At 33.9% G+C, this 19,691-nt stretch carries 19 protein-coding genes and 3 tRNA genes; 2 read left to right on the forward strand and 20 right to left on the reverse strand.

Annotation, left to right across the window (positions count from 1 at the left end; translation table 11 throughout):
- Positions 1-190: 190 nt before the first annotated feature.
- The 11 genes from N2259_02815 to pilM all read right to left on the reverse strand — a co-directional run bounded on the left by N2259_02815 (position 191) and on the right by pilM (position 10,289).
- A complete protein-coding gene (locus tag N2259_02815; protein MCX7779146.1) occupies positions 191-646 on the reverse strand; it encodes a GatB/YqeY domain-containing protein in 456 nt (151 codons plus the stop codon).
- Positions 643-858 carry a hypothetical protein gene (locus N2259_02820; protein MCX7779147.1) on the reverse strand — a complete coding sequence of 72 codons (216 nt, stop codon included), beginning with the start codon at positions 856-858 and terminating at the stop codon, positions 643-645. Before N2259_02820 ends, N2259_02815 begins: the two co-directional genes overlap by 4 nt.
- Before the next feature lie 65 nt (positions 859-923).
- The gene (locus N2259_02825; protein MCX7779148.1) at positions 924-1,265 is read right to left on the reverse strand and encodes a histidine triad nucleotide-binding protein; all 342 of its coding nucleotides are present in this window, start codon (positions 1,263-1,265) and stop codon (positions 924-926) included.
- A 98-nt stretch (positions 1,266-1,363) separates the two neighbouring features.
- Positions 1,364-2,602, reverse strand: a complete 1,239-nt coding sequence (gene mtaB, locus N2259_02830) for a tRNA (N(6)-L-threonylcarbamoyladenosine(37)-C(2))-methylthiotransferase MtaB (protein MCX7779149.1) — start codon at positions 2,600-2,602, stop codon at positions 1,364-1,366.
- Between the two features lie 3 nt (positions 2,603-2,605).
- Positions 2,606-3,955: a histidine--tRNA ligase gene (hisS, locus tag N2259_02835; protein MCX7779150.1), complete on the reverse strand. Its 1,350-nt coding sequence runs from the start codon at positions 3,953-3,955 to the stop codon at positions 2,606-2,608.
- Positions 3,956-3,959: 4 nt separating this feature from the next.
- Positions 3,960-4,538: a signal peptidase I gene (gene lepB / locus N2259_02840; protein MCX7779151.1), complete on the reverse strand. Its 579-nt coding sequence runs from the start codon at positions 4,536-4,538 to the stop codon at positions 3,960-3,962.
- An 11-nt stretch (positions 4,539-4,549) separates the two neighbouring features.
- Entirely contained in the window at positions 4,550-5,749 is a 1,200-nt protein-coding gene (locus tag N2259_02845) for a type II secretion system F family protein (GenBank protein ID MCX7779152.1), read from the reverse strand.
- 106 nt (positions 5,750-5,855) lie between these two features.
- Positions 5,856-7,601 carry a GspE/PulE family protein gene (locus N2259_02850; protein MCX7779153.1) on the reverse strand — a complete coding sequence of 582 codons (1,746 nt, stop codon included), beginning with the start codon at positions 7,599-7,601 and terminating at the stop codon, positions 5,856-5,858.
- 21 nt (positions 7,602-7,622) lie between these two features.
- Positions 7,623-8,318, reverse strand: a complete 696-nt coding sequence (locus N2259_02855) for a hypothetical protein (protein ID MCX7779154.1) — start codon at positions 8,316-8,318, stop codon at positions 7,623-7,625.
- On the reverse strand, positions 8,315-9,196 hold the full coding sequence (locus tag N2259_02860; protein MCX7779155.1) for a hypothetical protein: 882 nt from the start codon (positions 9,194-9,196) through the stop codon (positions 8,315-8,317). The genes N2259_02855 and N2259_02860 overlap by 4 nt, the downstream gene beginning before the upstream one ends.
- A 16-nt stretch (positions 9,197-9,212) precedes the next feature.
- Positions 9,213-10,289, reverse strand: a complete 1,077-nt coding sequence (gene pilM, locus N2259_02865; protein MCX7779156.1) for a type IV pilus assembly protein PilM — start codon at positions 10,287-10,289, stop codon at positions 9,213-9,215.
- A gap of 69 nt (positions 10,290-10,358) precedes the next feature.
- Between pilM and N2259_02870 the strand changes: the two genes are divergently transcribed.
- Positions 10,359-11,090 (forward strand): ComF family protein, encoded by a 732-nt coding sequence (locus N2259_02870; protein ID MCX7779157.1) that lies wholly within the window; start codon positions 10,359-10,361, stop codon positions 11,088-11,090.
- Position 11,091: 1 nt separating this feature from the next.
- On the opposite strand, the gene N2259_02875 is transcribed toward N2259_02870, so the two are convergent.
- The 6 genes from N2259_02875 to N2259_02900 all read right to left on the reverse strand — a co-directional run bounded on the left by N2259_02875 (position 11,092) and on the right by N2259_02900 (position 13,550).
- A tRNA-Arg gene (locus N2259_02875) sits at positions 11,092-11,164 on the reverse strand.
- 19 nt (positions 11,165-11,183) lie between these two features.
- Positions 11,184-11,693, reverse strand: a complete 510-nt coding sequence (locus tag N2259_02880; GenBank protein MCX7779158.1) for a hypothetical protein — start codon at positions 11,691-11,693, stop codon at positions 11,184-11,186.
- Between the two features lie 23 nt (positions 11,694-11,716).
- A tRNA-Ser gene (locus N2259_02885) sits at positions 11,717-11,803 on the reverse strand.
- Positions 11,790-12,683 (reverse strand): DUF3419 family protein, encoded by an 894-nt coding sequence (locus tag N2259_02890; protein ID MCX7779159.1) that lies wholly within the window; start codon positions 12,681-12,683, stop codon positions 11,790-11,792. Before N2259_02890 ends, N2259_02885 begins: the two co-directional genes overlap by 14 nt.
- 24 nt (positions 12,684-12,707) lie before the next feature.
- Positions 12,708-13,448, reverse strand: coding sequence for a hypothetical protein (locus N2259_02895; protein ID MCX7779160.1), 741 nt, complete (start codon positions 13,446-13,448; stop codon positions 12,708-12,710).
- Positions 13,449-13,459: 11 nt separating this feature from the next.
- Positions 13,460-13,550 (reverse strand) — tRNA-Ser (locus N2259_02900).
- A gap of 81 nt (positions 13,551-13,631) precedes the next feature.
- On the opposite strand from N2259_02900, the gene recG reads away from it, so the two are divergent.
- Positions 13,632-15,704: an ATP-dependent DNA helicase RecG gene (recG, locus tag N2259_02905; GenBank protein ID MCX7779161.1), complete on the forward strand. Its 2,073-nt coding sequence runs from the start codon at positions 13,632-13,634 to the stop codon at positions 15,702-15,704.
- Between the two features lie 83 nt (positions 15,705-15,787).
- Here recG and radA read toward each other — a convergent pair whose 3' ends face one another.
- From radA to N2259_02920, 3 genes are all read right to left on the reverse strand, one after another.
- Positions 15,788-17,179 (reverse strand): DNA repair protein RadA, encoded by a 1,392-nt coding sequence (radA, locus tag N2259_02910; GenBank protein MCX7779162.1) that lies wholly within the window; start codon positions 17,177-17,179, stop codon positions 15,788-15,790.
- A 10-nt stretch (positions 17,180-17,189) separates the two neighbouring features.
- Positions 17,190-18,323 (reverse strand): pilin, encoded by a 1,134-nt coding sequence (locus N2259_02915; protein MCX7779163.1) that lies wholly within the window; start codon positions 18,321-18,323, stop codon positions 17,190-17,192.
- An 84-nt stretch (positions 18,324-18,407) separates the two neighbouring features.
- Complete coding sequence (locus N2259_02920; GenBank protein ID MCX7779164.1) at positions 18,408-19,685, reverse strand: hypothetical protein; 1,278 nt, start codon at positions 19,683-19,685, stop codon at positions 18,408-18,410.
- Between the last annotated feature and the right edge of the window lie 6 nt (positions 19,686-19,691).

The raw sequence follows: 19,691 nt of genomic DNA on the forward strand, positions 1-19,691 counted from the left end.
AGATAACGAATGACATTGAAAACAATATTAACTAGTGGCGCGTTAACGAGCGGCGTGTTTTGAATAAAATTAGCCAGTTGATTATCAACCTCCTGGCTTTGGGCAATCAAAGGAATAGAAAATAGAAAGTAGAAGATAGAAAATAGAATAATCAATTTTCTCTTTTTCATTTTCTTTTTGTTAGGAATTATTATTCTGATTGATTTAATTCTTCCTTAACTAAAGCAGCTACTTTTGTTCCTTCAACCCGGCCAGCCACTTCTTTCATTACCTCTTTCATTATTTTACCAAAATTTTTTTCCGGTGATAATTCCTTAATTTTTTGTTGAATAATTTTTTTGATTTCCGACTCAGACAATGCCGGAGGTAGATAGGCTGATAAGATTTCTATCTCTTCTTTTTCTTTTAAAACTAAATCGGGTCGCCCACCCCGTTCATAAAGAACGATTGCCTCTTTTCTCTTTTTAATTTCTCGCTGTAAAGCCTGAATAATTTCTTCTTCTTTTAATTCTTTTTTCCTCGCTCTCAATTCAATGGTTAAATTCTGAATTGCTGCCCGAAGAAGTTTAAGGGTGGGGATTTTTTTAGTCTCTTTTTTTAATAATGATTCTTGGTAATCTTTGTTGATTTTTTCTAAAAGGTTCATTTTAAAATACCTAACTTCTTGAAATATTCTCTTTGTGCCTGTCTGGCCTTTCTTAAAAGTGCTTCCTTTTTTATTCTTTCCTTACTCTTTGGTTTCTGCTTAAATCTTATTTCTTTAGCTCGCTCTAATTTTTTTTCTTTTTTTAAAATTTCAGTAAAGCGCCTTAACATGGCACTTATTGGTTCATTAGATTTACGCTTGACTTCGACCATAGAAGTTTAAATGGAATTAGATTTAGTTAACAAAATGATAGCAAAACTATAGAATTTTTCAATAATTAAATAGTAAAATTTTTTAACTCTTCGCCACTTAAAAAATGAAGATGAAGATGGTCAATCATTTGACCGGCTTCCCTGCCCGAATTAATGATAATTTTATAACCGATAGTAGAAATTTTAAATTCTCGAGCCAAAATTTTTGCTTGCCAAAGAAGCCGACTTAAAAGTTCTTTTTCTTTTTCGCCTATTTCATTTAAAGAAACAAAGTGTTTTTTGGGAATAATTAAAAGATGAATTTTTGCTTTGGGCTGAATATCTTTAAAGGCCAAAATCTCTTCATCTTCATAAACAATCTGGGCGGGAACTTTTTTTTGAACAATTTGACAAAAAATGCATTCCATAAATTTTGTTATTGGTTATTAGTTTTTAGCTTTAGTTCATTGGTTGTTAGTTGAAACTAGTAACTAAAAAACCAAAACTAATAACTAAAAACTATTAACTATTCTTTTATTAATTTTCCCTTTATTCCATCTTTATATAATCTTTCTAATTTGACAGGAATAATTTGATTCGCCAGATTTTTTTGAGTTTTAACAAAGACTTTTAGATAATTATCAGTCAAGCCTTGCCAAAACCCTCTCTTTTTTTGTTCAAACAAAACTGGACGACTTTGGCCTAAAAAATTTTTTTTCCATTTTTCTTCGAGTCTTCTTGAAAGAGAAAGAAGAATTTTAGCTCTTCTTTTTTTTATTTTTTCTTCAACCTGATTTTCGATCAAAGAAGCTTTGGTCCCTACTCGAGCTGAATAGCGAAAAACGTGGATCTTGGCCAAAGCCAGTTCTTGAAGGTTTTTCTTTGTTTCTTGAAATTCTCTTTCTGTTTCACCAGGAAAACCAACAATGATATCGGCCGTTAAAGTTAAATGAGGAAATTTTTTCTTAATTTTTTTTATTTTGTTTTTTATTGCCTTTACCTGATAAGAACGACCCATTTTTTTTAACAGACGATCAGAAAGAGACTGCAAGGAAAGATGAAGATGGGAACAAAGGCGAGGGTTTTGAAAGAGAGAAATAAATTTGTCATCGATTTTGTCTGGCCAAAGAGAGGAAAGGCTAATTCTTGGAATAGAAGTTTGGCTTAAAATTTCTTCTATCAATTTTTTTAGATCCTTTGCTCTTGACTTTTCTTGCCAGCTACTTAAATTGACGCCGGTCAAAACAATTTCTTGAAAACCCTGTCTTTCTTTTTCTTTGATCTTTGCAATAATTCTCTTTGAAGAAAGAGAGGTTTCTTTACCTCTTAAATAAGGAACTAAACAATAAGAACAAAATTTTTGACAGCCATCCTGAATTTTTAAGAAAAAACGAGTTCTTAATCTAACGAGTTGGGTAATAGAATGACTATCAGAGGGAAGTTGATAACTTGACAAGGGAAGGAAAGAAAAGAGGTTTTTTTCCTTTTTTTTGGGCAAAATAAGATTTGCTTCGGGGAGAAAAAAATTGTCAACTAAACAACCACTGGCAATGACAAAACTATTTTTGAATTTCCTTTTTACTTCTCTAATTTTTTGTCTCGTTTCTTTCTCGGCTTTCTGTGTGACACTACATCCTCTAATTAAACAGATCTGTGGTTTCTGCCATGAAATTTGATATCCTCTTTTTTGAAATTTTTCTATTAACTCTTCTGTTTCGGCAAAATTTAATCGACAACCTAAAGTATAAATTGCTACCTTAATCATAAGTTAAAGCCTTTTTTTAATTTCCATGATAATCTTTTCTAAATCAACGATTTCTTGAACACCGGTCTGCATATTTCTAATAATAATTGTTTTATGTACAACTTCCTCTTGACCAAAAATTAAGGCCAGCTTGACACCTAATTTATTCGCCATTTCCAGTTGAGCTTTTAGACTATCCTTAGCTAAAGCTTCTTTCACTAAAAATCCTTCTTGGCGAAGTCGTTCAAAAATCCTTAAAGATTTTTTCTTAGCCGTTTCACCAATCTGAGCCAAGAAGATTTGTGGCTTTTTTTCTTTGGGCAAATGAAGATTTTGAATTTTCATTTCTTCAATTATTCTTTCTAAGCCGAATGCAATGCCACAAGCTGGTGTCTCTTTTCCACCTAAAAGTTTAATTAATCCATCATAACGACCGCCAGCGGCTAAAGCAAGTTTTGCTCTCTCTTCTTGAGAAAGATCAACTCTTTGTGGCCAAAATTCAAAAACGGTTTTTGTATAATAATCAAGTCCTCTGACTAAATATGGATTTAGATTGTAAGGAATTTCTAGTTCATCAAGGTATTCTAAAACTTTAATAAAATGATTTTTACAATTTTCACAAAGTGAATCAATTAAATGAGGTAGCTGGCTAGTAATTTCTTGACATTTTTTTTCTTTGCAATCAAAAATTCTTAAAGGATTTTTTTCTAATCGAATTTGACAAATCGAGCAGAGAAGTTTTCTTTTATAGCGGAAAAATTCAAAAAGCCTTTTTTGATATTCTTTTCGACATTCTAAACAACCAAGACTATTAATTTGCAATTCAGTTTCTAATTTTATTTCTCGAAAAAAATTCCAACTCAAAAGAAGAATTTGTGCCTCAACAATATGATGAGAAGCACCAAAGACTTCAAGGCCGAATTGATGAAATTCTCTTTGTCGACCTTCTTGTGGTTTTTCATAACGAAACATTGGACCAAAATAAAAAAGTTTAACCGGCTGAGGCAAATTACTCAATCCGTGTTCAAGATAAGCTCGAGCAACACCAGCCGTTCCTTCTGGCCGGAGGGCAATTGATCGTCCTCCTTTGTCAATAAAAGAAAACATCTCTTTTTCAACAATATCAGTCGTTAAACCGATGCTTCGTTGAAAAAGCGTTGTTTCTTCTAAAATCGGTGTTTCAATCTTTTCAAAGCCATAGATTTTTGATAGTTTTTCTAATTTCTCTAAAAGATAATCCCAATACTTTTGCTCTTCGGGTAAGATATCTTTCATACCTCGAAGAAGTTGGGGAATAAATTTTTCTTTTTTTGGTTTGGAAAGAATTTTCTTTTTTTGCTTTTTGGAAACTTTTCTCTTTATCTTTTTTGTCATATCTTTAAAAGTTATATAAAGGAATTTCAAATTTGCCAATTTTTGTCAGCGGCCAACCCCTGAGCCAGACTCGACCAATAATTTTCTTTCCTGCCACTGGTCCGAAACTTCGAGAGTCTAAACTCGAATGGCGATTGTCGCCTAAAACGAAGTATTCCTCTGATCCTAAAAGCAAGTCAACTTGACCAGGAGTAGTAACACCGGCTTCAAGATAACTGCTTTCGTCTAAAATTATTCCTTGAGGAAAGGTTTTGTTGTAAATAAAAATCTCTCCATTTTTAATCAGAATTCTCTCACCAGGCAAACCAATAACTCTTTTAATATAATAATCTCGATCGTTATGAGGAGGGTGAAAGACGATAATTTCTCCACGTTGAGGTTGGCGAAAACGAAAGGTTATTTCGTCAATGATTAAATATTCATAATCATGAAAGCTTGGCTCCATAGAAGCACCTTTAACATAAAAAGGTTGAATCAAAAAAGATCTAATCGGCAGAACAATAACTAAAGAAATAATTAAAATCTTCAAAAATTCAATAATAAATTCTTTAATCAAATTTTTAGTTTTTTCTTGATGAATCATTTTATTTTTAGTTAAAAACCACCGCTGGCTAAATTGTAAATAGGTAAAATAATACCAGAGACAATAAAGGCAACGCCTAGGCCTAAAAGCATGATGATTAAGGGTTCAATTAAATTTGTCAGTCGAGAAATTAAGATTTCTACTTCCCGTGTGTAGAAATTGGCAATTTTATTTAAAACCATCTCAATTTGACCAGCCTGTTCACCAACAACTAACATCTGAGATAAGATAGGTGGGACTTCTTTACGCTGAGAAAAAATGGTAGCGATCGATCGTCCTTCATTAACCTCTTTCAAGGTAGCCTCAATAATTTCTTTATAAATACTGTTTGGCATCACTTCGCCAACAATTTTTAAAGCTTCGGGCAGGGTGACGCCGCCACTAATTAAGGTAGAAAAACTTCGAGAAAATTGAATAAGATATATTTTTTGGAAAAGCTCACCAATAATTGGTATTTTAATTTGTATTCTGTCCAAAAATTTCTTTCCTTTTCCTTTTTTAGTAATTTTCGTAAAAAGAAAAAATGCACCGCCAAAAAGACTAAAAATAAGCCACCAATAACGAACCATAAAATTACTAAGATTAATCAAAACTCTGGTTGATAGAGGCAATTGAGCGCCTGTTTCTAAAAAAACAGTGGAAAGTTGCGGAATAATAAATGTCATCATGACGATCATAACAATGATGACAAGAGTAATAATAAACAAAGGATAAATTAAGGCACCTTTAATTTTACTTCTAAATTCGTAATCTTTTTCTTGTTCGTCGGCTAAATAATTTAAAACTTCATCAAGTTTACCAACTGTTTCACCACTTTTCACCATATTAATAAAAAAGGGGCTAAAAAATTGAGGAAATTTTGAGAGAGAAGTAGAAAGCTTTGTCCCTCCTTTAGTATCATTAACAATTTCATTGACTACCTCTTTAAGATTTTGATTGGTAGTTTGACTGAGAAGGGTTTCAAGAGCCCTAACCAAAGGAAAGTTAGCCGAAAGCATAATCGCTAACTGTCGGGTAAAGACAATTAAATCTTTATGTTTTATTTTTGTTCGAAAAAATTTTTCTTGAAAAATTTTTTTTCTTTTTTTTCTTAAAGAAATAATTGTCCCTTGTCGAGAAAGGGTTTCAACAATCAATGCTTCATCTGGACCTTCAATCTCGCCTTGAACAATACTTTCGTCTTCTAATTTAATTTTATATTCAAAAATCATGATAAAATTATTTGAAATTTCAAATAATCCGAATATCTGTTAAATTTTATTCGGATTGTTCGGATCAATTGATCAATCAAGTTAAGACTATTACTAAATAAAATCGCTACTCTCGTGTCGCCTTAATCACCTCTTCAGGGGTGGTAATACCTTTTAAGACTTTTAGCCAGCCATCTTGATAGATATAGGGTGTATTTTGATTTTCAAATTCTTTTTTTATATTACTAATCTGACGATTACTCACAATAATTTCTTTTATTTTATCATTCACTTCCAAGACCTCAAAAATAGCACTTCTGCCCTTATAACCTTCTTGATTGCATTGAAAACAACCCTTACCTTTATAAATATTAATTTTCTTACTGATCAACTCTTTAACTTCTGGCGATTTATCTGCCAACGGTGAGAGAAGATTAACAATTTCTTTTTGCAAAGCTGGTGGCGCCTCAATAACAACCTTGCAGTTTTCACAAATTTTTCTGACTAATCTTTGGGAAATAACAACATTTAGGGTAGAAGCAAGAAGAAATGGTTCAACTTTCATGTCAATCAACCGAGGAATAGCTCCGAAGGCATCATTAGTATGAAGGGTTGAAAGAACAATATGACCAGTTAAAGCAGCGTGAATGGCTAATTCAGCTGTTTCGTTATCCCTAATTTCACCAACCATGATAATATTAGGATCTTGTCTTAAAATTGATCTCAAGCCTGAAGCGAAGGTATAACCAACAGCTGGGTTAATCTGTGATTGGTTAACATGGGGAATAAAATATTCCACCGGGTCTTCAAGGGTAACGATATTAACTTCAGGTTTATTAAGGATATTAATTAAGGCGTAAAGAGTGGTTGTCTTACCACAACCAGTTGGACCAGTAACCAAAAACATACCATGAGGTCGATAAATATTATTTTTGATAATTTCCAGTCCTTTACCCCAAAAACCCAATTCTTCGAGTGAGAAGATTCTCTGTGAAGGATCAAGAATTCTTATCACTATTTTTTCTTGATTGAGAAGTGGAAGAGTAGAAATTCTTAAATCAATTTCCCGACCTGCCACTTCAACTCTAATTCTCCCGTCTTGAGGAAGTCGAGTTTCATCTATTTTTAAATTAGCCATAACTTTAATTCTTGAAACAATGGCTGAATGAAGATAACTGGGCAGGCTAATTTTTTCTTTTAAGATACCATCGATCCGATAACGAATTACTGTTCTATCTTTTAAAGGTTCAATATGAATATCCGAGGCCCGCGTATCAACAGCATACTTAAGAATAGTTGAAACAAGTTTAGCGATTGGAGTGACCTTGGTTACCTCGTCGAGGCCGATATCAACTAAACTTTTACCAGCTTTAATCATTGGCTCAAATTTAAGCCGCGCTGTGCCAATAACCTCTTCTATTTCACTGGTTAATTCACTGTATTGTTCAAGAGCACTGTTTAAAGACGAAATAGTGGTGACATAAAAAACCGGCTCCAATCCTTTTTCTCTGGCAAAAAACTTGATCGCCTCCTGAGCCTTAAAATCGGTGGGCGAAATAAGGGCTACTTTAATGCGATTATTTTCTTGATCAAAAACAACCATTTTATAATTTTCTGCCAGTTGTCTCGGTAAGAGATTAAGAACCCTTTTTTCAATCATTCTGCCTCTTAAGTTGATAGCCGGCAGGTTAAAAAGCCGACTCTTTGCCTGGATAATATCGTCTTCTGCCACCATTCCATTTGTCTCAATAAATTCATCTGGATTTAAATGGTATTTCTTGGCCTGTTCAATAATCATTTGGAATTTTTCTTGAGTAATTTTCCCCTGTTGAAATAAAATTTTGAGCAATTCAGCTTGATTTTTTTCGGCCATAAAAATTTTATTTTTAAAATTTTAAAATGGTAAAAATGGATTTGGTCGACCAATTTGAATGTTTTCAATCGGGATAATTAATTCTCTTCTTTCTTCTAAGGTGAGAAATTGATTACTTTGAATAAAATTAGAAATTTTTTTTAGATCTGGAAATTCAGAAACAAATTTCTTTTCTGCGGTGGGTAAAAAGTAGGTCTTAAGAGATATTGAATAGGTGGCCGTTACCGGAGAAAGACTAACTGAATCAATATCAATAATTCTTAAATTCTTCTCGAAAATCTTCAAAAGGTTTTTAAAAGATTGATAATTACCGCCACTCAGAGTAAGGTTGGTTTGAATAGATGATAAAGAATGATCAGAGGTTTTGCTAAGCGAAAAGTTAAGACCAGGGATAGAAAAATTGTTTTCTCGAACTAAATTTTCTAAGAAAATAATAAAGTTTAATAGTTCATCGTTGTCGGGAATAATTTTTTTAATTTTCTGAAGAGCAGCGAAATCAATTTTTTCAAAATTTTCCTTTAAGTTTGTCAATCGATTAAATTTATCTTTTTCAGATAAAAGTTTCTTCTCCAAAACCTTGGAATCAAGATCGTTGGAAAATATTTTTTTAATGCCTGGATGAATAAATAAGAAAAAACCAATGAGAAAAATTACCAGACATAAAAGCGGGGTAAGAATTTTAAAGTAAGTGACCAAATAATAATGAATTTTTTTCATGGCGAGGGATAAAAAACTTTATCTTTGAGTATTAAGTGAATTTGAAAAGAAATTTGAGGCCCACTTTCTTTTTTTTCTTCTTCTGGTGCTAAAAAGGTAAAACCAGAAAACTTAACCTCTTCAACATATTCATCGGCTGATTGAAAAATGATTAATTGTTTAAGCATAGAAGAAAGGTCTTTAGCCACTGCTGGCAGGGTTATTTTACCGCTCAGATCAGCGGAAAGATTTTGATAAGAAATTTCAGGTAAAGTATATTTCTCTAGAAAAGCTAAAAAATTAGTCCAACGGGGATGAGTTTTTAATAATTTTTCCGCTAAAGCAACTCTTTCTTCATAGTTTTTAATCTCGTTTAGTAAATCTTGAAAACGAAGGTTTTTCTCTTCAATTAAACTTAATTCTTCTCGTAGTGATTGAGTCTCATTAATTTTTTTATGAAGTAAAGAGTTGGTGAAAAAATATAATGAAACGACAATGACGATAGTTAAAAAGACAAAAATCAATAGTTGGATGATTTTTTGTCTGACCAATTTCTGAGTAATTAAAACCTTCTCTGGCATTAGGCTAATTTCTGGACTGGTCGGCATTTCTGGTTGAGAAACTGTTTTTAACTCAGTAGTAGTTTTTTGCCCTTCTTTCTGGGAATGACTTTTAGAAGAAAATTGAGAACGAAAAACATTTCTCAAGAAAGAGAAAAGTCTCCCTTTTTCTTTCTTTTCAATTCTCTGGGTCTGCTTTTCTTGAAAGGAATTCTTCTTTTTTTCTTCCGGTTCCTTCTCTTTAGTTATAAGATAAGTTACCTTTTCTCTTCTCTCTTCTTTTTTTATTTCCCTACTTCTTTTTTCCCCTGGTAAAAGATTAATATAATTATTGTTCATATTTAAAATTTAGGTTTTATATTATTTCTCGTAAGGCAAGGCCGATAGCGACGGCGAAACGAGGAGCAATTTCGTTCAAAGCCGGTTCAAGTTCTTGAGGATAAGCCACTCTCTTCCATGGATTGCTGACCAAAACCTTCATTCCTAATTCCTGTGAAAGATAATCGGGAAAATTTTTCAAGAAAGACGAACCGCCGGAAAGGATAATTTTTTCAATCTCTTTGCCAGTTTGACTATGAAAAAGATTAGTCGAATAACGAATTTCGTCAATCACTGGTCTGATCGTTTTTTCAATTAAAGAAGGAATCGGTGCTCTCCGACTCAGGCCAAAATCCCTTTTGAATTGCTCAGCTCGTTCAAAACTAATGTTTAGACTTTGGGCAATAGTTTTCGTTAAAACAACGCCGCCAATATCAATGCTTCGATTAAAAACAGGGATCATTTTTTCAACAATAATAATATCAGTAGAAACGGCGCTCGTATCAATAATCATTGTCGTGCCCGGATCTTTACCAATAAGAGCACGGGAAAGGGCAAAGGCTTCGGTTTCCAAGCCCTTTAATTGAAAGTTTGCTTGACGGAAAATTTCAATATATTGATTAACTAAATTTTTTGAAGCGGCAACAATAAGAATTCGGTAATTTTCTTTCTTTTTTGTTGATGCCAACCCACCATTTTCTGTTGGTTCTTTTTTTTCAACAATCACTTTTTCTAAGATTTTCCATTCTAGGCTTAATTCTTCAAGGGGTAGAGGAAGGATTTTCTTTGCTTTCCAGAAAATAGCTTCTTTTAAATCTTTTGGTGGTAAGATGGGCAGGGTGATAATCGAAGAAAAAACTGAGAAATTAGGTAAGGCCGTCACTGCCTGATCAGTAGTCACGCCGGCCCGTTGACAGATTTTTTTTAACATTTCAGCGGTTTTTGCTTGAACTTCTTTTGGTTTACCTCGAATAATATCGCCACCAGCTTTTTCGAGATAACCATAAGTAACTAAGGTTGGCACGCCTTTTTCTTTTTTCAGTTCAACTACCTTGATACTCGTTGAACCCAAATCAACACCGAGAAAGCTTGTTTTTTTAGAAAAAATTCCCATAGTCTAAGAATAGCAGACTTTTCTTTTGGCTGTTGTCTTATTTTATCAAAAAGATAAAATTTGAAAAGAATGACAAAGTTAAAAGAAAAAATTATTAAAATTACTAATTTTTGCCTTGATTTAATTTTCCCGAAGATCTGTTTTGGTTGTCGCAGCGAAGGTTTTTACCTTTGCCAAAATTGTTTAGAAAAAATCCCTTTAACAGATAAATTTTCTTGCTATTTTTGCGGTCAACTTTCTTTTTGGGGTCGAAGCTGTGAAAAATGTCAAAGAAAATTTTATTTAACTGGTTTAATCTCTGCTTGTTCTCATCAAATTAATTTGATCAGAGAGGCAATAAAAGCTTTAAAATATGAATATCTAAAAGAACTCGTTCAGCCACTCAGCGGGCTTTTAATAAAATGTCTGAGAAGTTCTCATTTTTTCTCGAATTTTTCACAATCAAGTTCTCAATCTTTAGTCTTACCAATTCCGCTTCATCGAAAAAAATTTCTTGAACGCGGATTTAATCAAGCCGGATTAATTGGCCAAGAAATTGCCCGAGAATTTGATTTAGAATTCAGAGATGATCTTTTAATCAGAGTGAAAAATACCATTTCCCAAACTGAACTCGAGGGGAAAAAGCGTTTTTTAAATGTTCAAAATGTTTTTGCCGTCAAAGATAGAAAAGTGATCGAGGAAAAAATAATCTTTTTGATTGATGATGTTGTGACGACCGGAGCAACTTTAAGTGAAGCGGCTAAAGTTTTAAAAAGAGCTGGCGCTAAAGAAGTTTGGGGACTAACAATAACCAAAGGTTAATTGCCTCCAGCAGGAATCGAACCTGCACTCTCGGGTTCCGCAAACCCGCATTTTATCCATTAAACTATGGAGGCAGAATAAAAATTTTTAATTTTAAATTTTTAAACTTCGACTCAAGAAGTCAGCCAGACTTTCATCTTCTTTTGACAAATCTTCAAGGACATATTTTAAAAGAATTTTTCTAATTTTGATTGGATTTTGTTTTTCTAAGGGGAGGGAAAGTTGGAAAGGAAAAGTTTTTAATTGAAAATACAATCTTTTGACTTCTGGTGGTTTAAAAATAAGCCAGAATTTTTTTATTTTTGACCATTCATAAAAACTTGAACCCAACTTTAAACCATCCTGAGTAATTTGACATTCGACCTGAAGAGAGGATCTTTTTGTTTCAAAAATAACAATTAAAGCCACAATCACGACCAGCATGATAAAGAGAAAATTATGCTCTTTAAAAGCCCAAATAATCAGTCCTAAACTAAGGAGAACCATAAAAATCCACCAGCCAGTTTTTCGTTGATATTGTGGTTTCTCTGGAAATGACCATTGGGCCCAAATTTCTCCGTATTCTCCTTTACCTAAAGATTTTAAAGTTTCTTTTTTAGGCATAGTTTTATCAAAGTTGTTTAAAGCGGTGGGGGTGGGATTCGAACCCACGGTACCTTTTCAGGTACAACAGTTTTCAAGACTGCCGCTTTAGTCCACTCAGCCACCCCACCTTTTGGCTAAAAGATAATAATAGGGAAAGGTTTTATAAAAGAATTCAAAGAACCTTCTCTTTGGTTTTTTTATTTCTAAATTATAACTCATTTTTTCTAAAAGGGAAACTATTTTTATTGGATTTTCCTGAGCTGTCATTAAAATCTCTCCTTTTTCTTTTAAATTTAGATCAATTAAGATTATGGTTCTTTCGCTATCTTGGCAATATTTTTTACTATCAAAAATATTAGAGGTATAGATCAAATCAAATCTTCTTCTAAAAATTTTCAGAGCTTTTTCGAAATCAGTGTTAAAAAGAAAAAAATTATTGATTCTTTTTTTAACTTTTGAAAATTCTTTTTGATTTATCAAATAGGGTAACCAATCTTTCTTTTTGAGAAAAAACCAACTTTCGCCATAAAAAAACTTAGATTTTTTTAAAGTAGAGAAAATATTTCTTGGCAAGCCTTCAAAAAGGTAATCAAAAAATTTTTTGGCTAAAGAGGAAAGACTGCTTCTAATTTTTTCGAAATAAATTTTTGAATTTTCTTTTTTTGCTTCAAAAAAAATTTCTTTAAATTCTTTAAAAGAAAGGTTTTTCAAAGCTGAAATTTTAAATTCGACCCAAAGACAAGCTAGCGGACGATGATCTACACCAATGACTAATTTGGCTCCTTTGGTTAAAAAATAAATTAATTGATCACCGCTACCTAAAATAGAAATAATCTCTTTATTTTTAAAAGAAGTTAAATGACCAATTTCTTCTAAACTCTCATTGGTAAAGGCCCAAACTGGATAACTTTTCCTCGTAAAAATTTTTTCCAAATCGATGCCGCCAAAAAAATCATAAACTTGGTCCTGAGAAATTGTCTGGGCAAGATTTAAAAATTTTTCTTCCATTTATTTTTACTCTTCGTAGTAAGTTTATATTTCAATTAAAAGTCTAAAGCCTAAAATTGTACTCCAGTAATCTGGCGGATCCCAACCACAGATGCTTAAGGAATTACTACCTCCGGAAAGACATTCACCAGTAGTCAATCGATCAGCAAACCATTCCCAGGTTTCAGTTTTCCCCCATTGGGGATAAAAATAATTAGCTAAAAAATTCCACTCGATAAATCTCGGAAGTCTTATTTTCGCCGGTGGAATTTTTAGAAAAAGACTAATTTCTGGTTTTAAAATTTCTTCTATCTCTTGCCAGGAAAGGGTAAAGCGAGAAGAAAAGCCGTTCTTTTTTAAAATTTCTTCCAAAAAATCATCGGGATATTTTTGTCTAGTTATTTTTTGACAACATTTTTTGAGATCAATTTTAAATAATTTTAAAATTTTTGTTGATAAATCATTTTTTGTTAACCAAAAACAACTTTTCTTTGGTTTATCTCTTCTTTCTATAAAAATCCACTGACCAAACAACTGATCAGCACTTTTAGGTAATCTTTCTTTTTCAATTAATTGGTAAAAAATTGGCGAGGGTTTTTCCTGCCAACCAAAAAAATTTTCTTCTTGCGTCAGTTTTATTTTGGGCAAAAAGTGAAGGTCAAAGCCAAGGCGATCAAATTTTTCAAAATCCTCTTGAGAAAGATGGAGAGGAGGAAACGAAAATTCAGGATCAAAAAAGTCTTTCAAAGATTGCTTTTCTTGCACCAAGATTTGGGAAAGATTCATAGATTTAAAAGCGGAAGGAGTGGGATTCGAACCCACGCGAGGAGTTTTTACCCCCTCGAGAGTTTAGCAAACTCTTGCCTTAGACCACTCGGCCATCCTTCCTTATCATCTATCTATTATTGTTAATCTATCATTTTTTTGACAAAAAGTCAAATTTTTTTTAGAATAAATAACAAATTTAATATGGATCTTAAAAGCCCAATTTCTCAGATTCCAAAAATTGGCAAATTAGCTGTTAAAAGGTTAGAAAAACTTGGCTTAAAAAGGGTAGAAGATATATTTTACCATTTCCCTTTTCGTTATGAAGATTGGAGTAAAATTCTTTCCATTGCCGAGTTAAAGGCCAAAGGTTCTGGCACTATCCAGGCAAAAATCAAAACCATTAAAAATCGTCAAACGCCAAAAAAAAGAATGGTTTTAACTGAAGCACTTGTTTCTGATTCAACTGACTCAATAAAAGTGGTCTGGTTTAACCAGCCATTTTTAATTAAGATTTTAAAACCCGGTCAAGAAGTTTTTTTGGCAGGGAAAATTGATTATGATGAATCGTTTGGCTTGCAACTTATTTCGCCTTCTTATGAATTTCCTAAAAAAGAAGGTCTAATTCATTTAGGCAGATTGGTCCCTATCTATCCTACCACTGAGGGCCTCTCACAAAAACAAATTCGTTTTTTAATGAAACAAGTTTTGCCTTTAGTTGATCAAATTCAAGACTTTTTGCCCGATGAAATAAAAAGAGATTATCAATTAATGTCTTTACCGCTGGCTTTAGAGCAAATTCATTTTCCTGCCAGTGAAAATTTACTCGCTAAAGCAAAACATCGTTTAAAATTCGATGAATTATTTTTAATTCAGCTTCAAGCTCAGATGATGAGAGAAAAATTGAAAAAACAAAAGGGACTAAAAATGACCATAAAACTTGAAGAGATAAAAGAGTTTATTAAAACATTACCTTTTATCTTAACTCAATCTCAAAAAAAATCTGCTTGGGAAATTTTAAAAGATTTAGGAAAATCTACGCCTATGAATCGATTACTTGAGGGCGATGTTGGTTCAGGTAAAACTGTAGTCGCGACGATAGCCATTTTAAATGTCATTTTAAATAATTATCAGGTTGCTTATTTAGCACCAACAGAAATTTTAGCCTCTCAACATTTTGCTAATATTTCAGAACTTTTCAAAAATTGGCCAATAAAAATTGGGCTTTTAACGCGGGGAAAAACAGAAATGAAAATAAAAAATAAAAGAAAAAAAATAAAAAAAGATGAACTTTTGGAAAAAATTAAAAAGGGGGAAATAGATCTCACTATTGGTACCCACGCCCTTCTTCAAGAAGGTGTGACTTTTAAAAAATTAGGTCTAATTATTGTCGATGAACAACATCGTTTTGGTGTTGAACAAAGAGCCAAGCTCACACGCCAAAAGGTTTTGCCACATTTTCTCTCGATGACGGCCACACCCATTCCTCGTTCATTAGCTTTAACTTTATACGGCGATTTAGATTTATCAATGATTGAAGAAATGCCCCCTGGCCGCAAGAGAGTCGAGATTAAAATTGTCAAACCAGAAGAAAAAAAAGAAACCTATGAATTTATTCGGCAAGAAATAAAAATAGGTCGTCAGGCTTTTGTTATTTGTCCATTAATCGATCCTTCTGACAAGTTAGGTGTTAAATCAGTCAAACAGGAGTATGAAAGATTAAAAAAAGAAGTTTTTCCGGAGTTAAAATTAGCTATCCTTCATGGCAAAATGTCTGCTGCGGAAAAAGAAAGAACGATGAGGAACTTTATAAAAAATAAAATTAAAATTTTAATTTCTACCAGCGTCGTTGAAGTAGGCATTGATGTACCTAATGCTTCAATAATGATCATTGAAGGGGCAGAAAGATTTGGTCTGGCTCAGCTTTGGCAACTTAAAGGTCGGGTCGGTCGAGCCGAACATCAATCTTACTGTTTTCTTTTCTCAGAAAGTTATTCCGAAAAATCTCATCAAAGACTCAAAGCTCTTCTTGATGCCAAAAATGGCTTTGAATTGGCTGAAAAAGATTTAGAAATGAGAGGACCGGGAGAAATTTTTGGTAAAGAACAGTCTGGCTATTTAGCAATTCTAAAAATTGCCAAACTTTCTGAGACAGAAATTGTTAAAGAAGCTCGAGAGGCATCGGCGAAAATTCTCTCTTTTGATCCTGAATTAAAGAAATTCCCTCTTCTTCAGAAAAAAATCAAAGAGATGACCCAAATTGTTCATTTAGAATAAAACTCCCCGTCTTAATTTTTATAACGATCGTTATAGATTGTAAGACGCGAGAGATTGGAAGATTTTTGGTAATTGAGGATTGACTAAAAGAGATCTAATACTTCTGATAAATTTCTTACTTCAATTATTTTTAATTTTTGACTTTTAATTTTTAATTTTGAAACTGGTTTGATAATTTTTTTAAATTCTAACTTTTCTGCTTCCCTAATTCTTTTTTCTTCCTGAAAAACCTGCCGAATTTCTCCGCCTAAACCAACTTCACCAAAAACAGCCAAGTCTGAATCAATGGCTTTGTTTTTATAAGCAGAAATAATGGCTAAACAAACAGCCAAATCAACAGCCGGTTCTTCAACTTTCAGACCACCAACAACATTTAAATGAATATCATAATTGCCCAAAGGTAAACCTAATCGACGCGACAAAACAGCAATTAAGAGTTGGGTTCGATTAAAATCCAGACCAATTGTTCTTCTTTGTGGATAACCAAAAGAGGTTTTTGCTACTAAAGCCTGGACCTCAACTAAAAAAGAACGACCGCCGGCCAAAATGGCAGCAATAACTGAACCGGGATTCTTTTCTTCTCTTTGTGATAAAAAGGCAACGGAGGGATTTTTAACTTCAACCAATCCTTCTTCTCTCATCTCAAAAACACCGACTTCGTTAGTTGAACCAAAACGATTTTTTGCTGCTCTTAATAGACGAAATTGATGATAGGGATCGCCCTCCAAATAACAGACTGTATCAACTAAATGCTCTAGGGTTTTTGGCCCAGCAATAATCCCCTCTTTAGTGACATGGGCGGTTATTAAAATCGAAATTTTATTTTTTTTTGCCACTTCTAAAAGTTTGGCCGTTGAAGTTCTCACCTGGCTAATACTACCTGCCTCAGAATTAATCAGCGGAGAAAACATTGTTTGGATTGAATCAATAATAGCTAAAACTGGCTTTTCTTTTTCTATCGTCGCACAAATTGTTTCAATATTTGTTTCACCTAAAAATTTCAAGTTTTTTGTTTTTAAACCTAAACGATCAATTCTCATTTTCACCTGCTCAGCTGATTCTTCGCCTGAAATATATAAAACTGAATTTTGACTGGCACCGCGTAGGGTACCGGACAACCCTGAATCCAACGTGGTTCGGGGTTGAATTTGCTCGGCTATTTGTAAAACTAAGGTGGATTTCCCAATACCCGGCTCACCACCTAATAAAATGACACTGCCAGGAACAAAGCCGCCACCCAAAACTCGATCTAACTCTTCAATTTCTGTCTTGATTCTTGGCCAATCTTCAGTTTTTATTTTTTCAAATTCAATAACTTCACCTACTTCACCGAAATTTTTGCCTTTTGATTTTTGATTTTTGATTGCGCGCTCTTCAAGTACACCCCATTCACCACATTCCGGACATTGGCCAAACCACTTAGGAAACTGAGAATCACATTTTGAACAGATGAAAATTGTTTTGGATTTAGACATAAATTTATAGCTAATTACAATCACAGCCATTTATTTTGCCTATACTGACATGAATGTGACTGTAATGCCCTGAACAAGCTGGTGTCTTGGGGGTATAACAGATAAAAGCTTTTGGTTGGCATTCTTTAATAGCCTCGATAATAGTTTCAGGCGAAACTTCTCCTTGCGCCCAAACATCTAAAGCATAAGATTTGCCCGAACACTTTCGACCACCATAATGGCAAGAATTTAGACTGTGACTACAGGGTGGTTTTTTATAATTAGCTGGCAGACAATTTGAAATACCGGCCGTATCAGAAATGCTCGTAATCGTTGCTTTCTTCCCACCTGATTTTGTTTTAATTTTATTACCCGTACAATTCATAAAGCTGGTTAAAACATCAGAAGCGTCACTAGTTTGATTTTTAACAGTCAATGAAGAAAATTTCCACAATTCTTCTTCAACAAATTCGCCTGGCTTAGCTGGCGGTGGTTCATAATCAACTTCAATTTTCTTAATCATCCCAATAGTAATCGGTTTAAAAATGGTTAGGCGGGGGTCAATTAAAGATAAAATCTGGTGGGTTAATAAGATAAATATCAAACCAGTGACCGCATAGGTAATACCCTTTTTGGCTTCGGAAATTTTTGGTGCTTCACCGCCGGCAATCAACCAACGGACACCGTGAATCATAATCATCACTACCGCCAAAATGGCAATGGCGCCAACCGACCATTTATAAATGGCAATTAAATACTCACCAATCCAGGGAATTTCATAGACCCAGCGGGCGCATTTTTCTGGTGGACAGTCTTCAGGCATAACATCTGGATCTTTGCATTCAGCGCATTTTTTTATTTTCTCTTCTTCAGTCGTGAAACCATGAAAGCCGGGAATATTAATTTGAAGTTCTGGAGGTTTTAGAGGTGTTTCTTTAACCGGTGGCGCCTCACCCTCCATATATCGCTTAGTAACCCCGCCGGCCTGACAATAGCTTGTTTCTTGACAGGTTTTGCCTGGATTAATTTTTAAATTGGTATAGCCGTGTTCACTACGCCAGGCAGTACAGCCACCACAATCTTCAACCTCATAACAAATAATCACTCTATCGGCCGGTCGGGTAGCAGCACAACAACAAACAGCCAAAATCTCTTTTGGTACCAAAATAAAAAAAACCACCCAAAAGAATATTAAAATAAAAATTTTTTTACTCTTTATCTGCATTTTTTATCTATTTTCTTTTATTTTTTATTTCAATCTAATGTATCTCAATCTCCCTAAATCTTGATCAACAAAATAAAGAAGTGATTCATCAGAAGAAAGAAAAACTTTTGAAACATTATAAGCGCCAAAAGCGCCTTCAGCTAAAAAGGTACTTCGGCCGGTCCGTAAATCAATTTTATAAAAATCATCTTTGACGTTAGCGGCTAATTCTGGAACCAAACCTGCTCCCTGTGGTAAATTTCTCGGCACTGCACAATAAGCAAAATTTTCTGATTGATCAATGGTACATTTATGAGCCCAAGTTTGCAGGCCTAAATTAATTTTTCCACGACCCATCTGATCACCTGAACCACCAACAACATAAAGAGTAGGATTATAATTTGTTTCGTCAGAATAAACAGAGTATAAAATTTTATTGCCTTGAGGAGACCACTGCGGTTCAAAACCACGACCGTCCACAATTAAAGCTGGAAAGTTTTCTCCATATTTACCGATTAATAAAATCTCTTGTTCAAAAGCACCACGTGGATTGCCGGTGGCGGAAAAGGCAATGACTTGATTATTTGGCGAATAAGAAACAATAACTTTATCTTGATTCTCGCCCATATGTTCAATGGCTTTGCCGCCAGTACCATCAGGATTGGCCACAGCCAACCAACGATCTTCTGGATATTTTGAATCAGTTTTAAAGGCAATTTCTCGACCGGTCGGACTAAAAGAAAATTCATACCACTCCTTGGGCAATGTAACTTGTTTCTTCTTCTGAAAATCGTACATAACTTTGAAACCATCAGGAAATTCAATGATGGCTTTATCTTTAACTGGTGACCAAGTAATTTTCTCAGCGTTCGGAAAGGTTTGATCGGTTAAAAGTTTCTTTGTCCCATCAGGGGCAACTTCATAAAATTTACCAGTTTCTTTTTGGTAATAAAGGCTTGACTGGCCGTCACGGGCTAATTCCGCGTCTTGAACTTTTTCCTCAGAAACCGGATAAAACCAAGTGGGCCCACCTTTTGCCACTTCAGAAATCTCTTCTACTTCCGACGGTACTTCCGGAGTTGGTACTACAGTTGGTACTTCTTCTGGCCATTCGGTCAAAGGTAGTCCTAATCTCTCTCTCTGATCATAAGTCATCTTTTCCCAATCTTCGCGACTAACTGGCAAACGGGTCGGTACTTCGGTTGGCGGCGGAGTTTCAACAACTGGCGGCCCTGGCACTGGTTTAAAGAAAGTAAAATACAAGGCCAGAGCAATACCTGTTGCCACTAGAACAAAACTGAGAATAATTAAAAATTTTTTCATACAAAT

Source organism: Patescibacteria group bacterium (assembly GCA_026417895.1).
GTDB lineage: Bacteria > Patescibacteriota > Patescibacteriia > UBA2591 > CALHIP01 > CALHIP01.

Coding starts and splice junctions, on each gene's coding strand:
- N2259_02815 (MCX7779146.1), bottom strand. CDS start 646: ATGAACCTTTTAGAAAAAATCAACAAAGATTACCAAGAATCATTATTA.
- N2259_02870 (MCX7779157.1), top strand. CDS start 10,359: ATGACAAAGTTAAAAGAAAAAATTATTAAAATTACTAATTTTTGCCTT.
- N2259_02860 (MCX7779155.1), bottom strand. CDS start 9,196: ATGAACAATAATTATATTAATCTTTTACCAGGGGAAAAAAGAAGTAGG.
- radA (MCX7779162.1), bottom strand. CDS start 17,179: ATGTCTAAATCCAAAACAATTTTCATCTGTTCAAAATGTGATTCTCAG.
- lepB (MCX7779151.1), bottom strand. CDS start 4,538: ATGATTCATCAAGAAAAAACTAAAAATTTGATTAAAGAATTTATTATT.
- N2259_02845 (MCX7779152.1), bottom strand. CDS start 5,749: ATGATTTTTGAATATAAAATTAAATTAGAAGACGAAAGTATTGTTCAA.
- hisS (MCX7779150.1), bottom strand. CDS start 3,955: ATGACAAAAAAGATAAAGAGAAAAGTTTCCAAAAAGCAAAAAAAGAAA.
- recG (MCX7779161.1), top strand. CDS start 13,632: ATGGATCTTAAAAGCCCAATTTCTCAGATTCCAAAAATTGGCAAATTA.
- pilM (MCX7779156.1), bottom strand. CDS start 10,289: ATGGGAATTTTTTCTAAAAAAACAAGCTTTCTCGGTGTTGATTTGGGT.
- N2259_02895 (MCX7779160.1), bottom strand. CDS start 13,448: ATGAATCTTTCCCAAATCTTGGTGCAAGAAAAGCAATCTTTGAAAGAC.
- N2259_02890 (MCX7779159.1), bottom strand. CDS start 12,683: ATGGAAGAAAAATTTTTAAATCTTGCCCAGACAATTTCTCAGGACCAA.
- N2259_02850 (MCX7779153.1), bottom strand. CDS start 7,601: ATGGCCGAAAAAAATCAAGCTGAATTGCTCAAAATTTTATTTCAACAG.
- N2259_02825 (MCX7779148.1), bottom strand. CDS start 1,265: ATGGAATGCATTTTTTGTCAAATTGTTCAAAAAAAAGTTCCCGCCCAG.
- N2259_02880 (MCX7779158.1), bottom strand. CDS start 11,693: ATGCCTAAAAAAGAAACTTTAAAATCTTTAGGTAAAGGAGAATACGGA.
- N2259_02855 (MCX7779154.1), bottom strand. CDS start 8,318: ATGAAAAAAATTCATTATTATTTGGTCACTTACTTTAAAATTCTTACC.
- N2259_02820 (MCX7779147.1), bottom strand. CDS start 858: ATGGTCGAAGTCAAGCGTAAATCTAATGAACCAATAAGTGCCATGTTA.
- mtaB (MCX7779149.1), bottom strand. CDS start 2,602: ATGATTAAGGTAGCAATTTATACTTTAGGTTGTCGATTAAATTTTGCC.
- N2259_02920 (MCX7779164.1), bottom strand. CDS start 19,685: ATGAAAAAATTTTTAATTATTCTCAGTTTTGTTCTAGTGGCAACAGGT.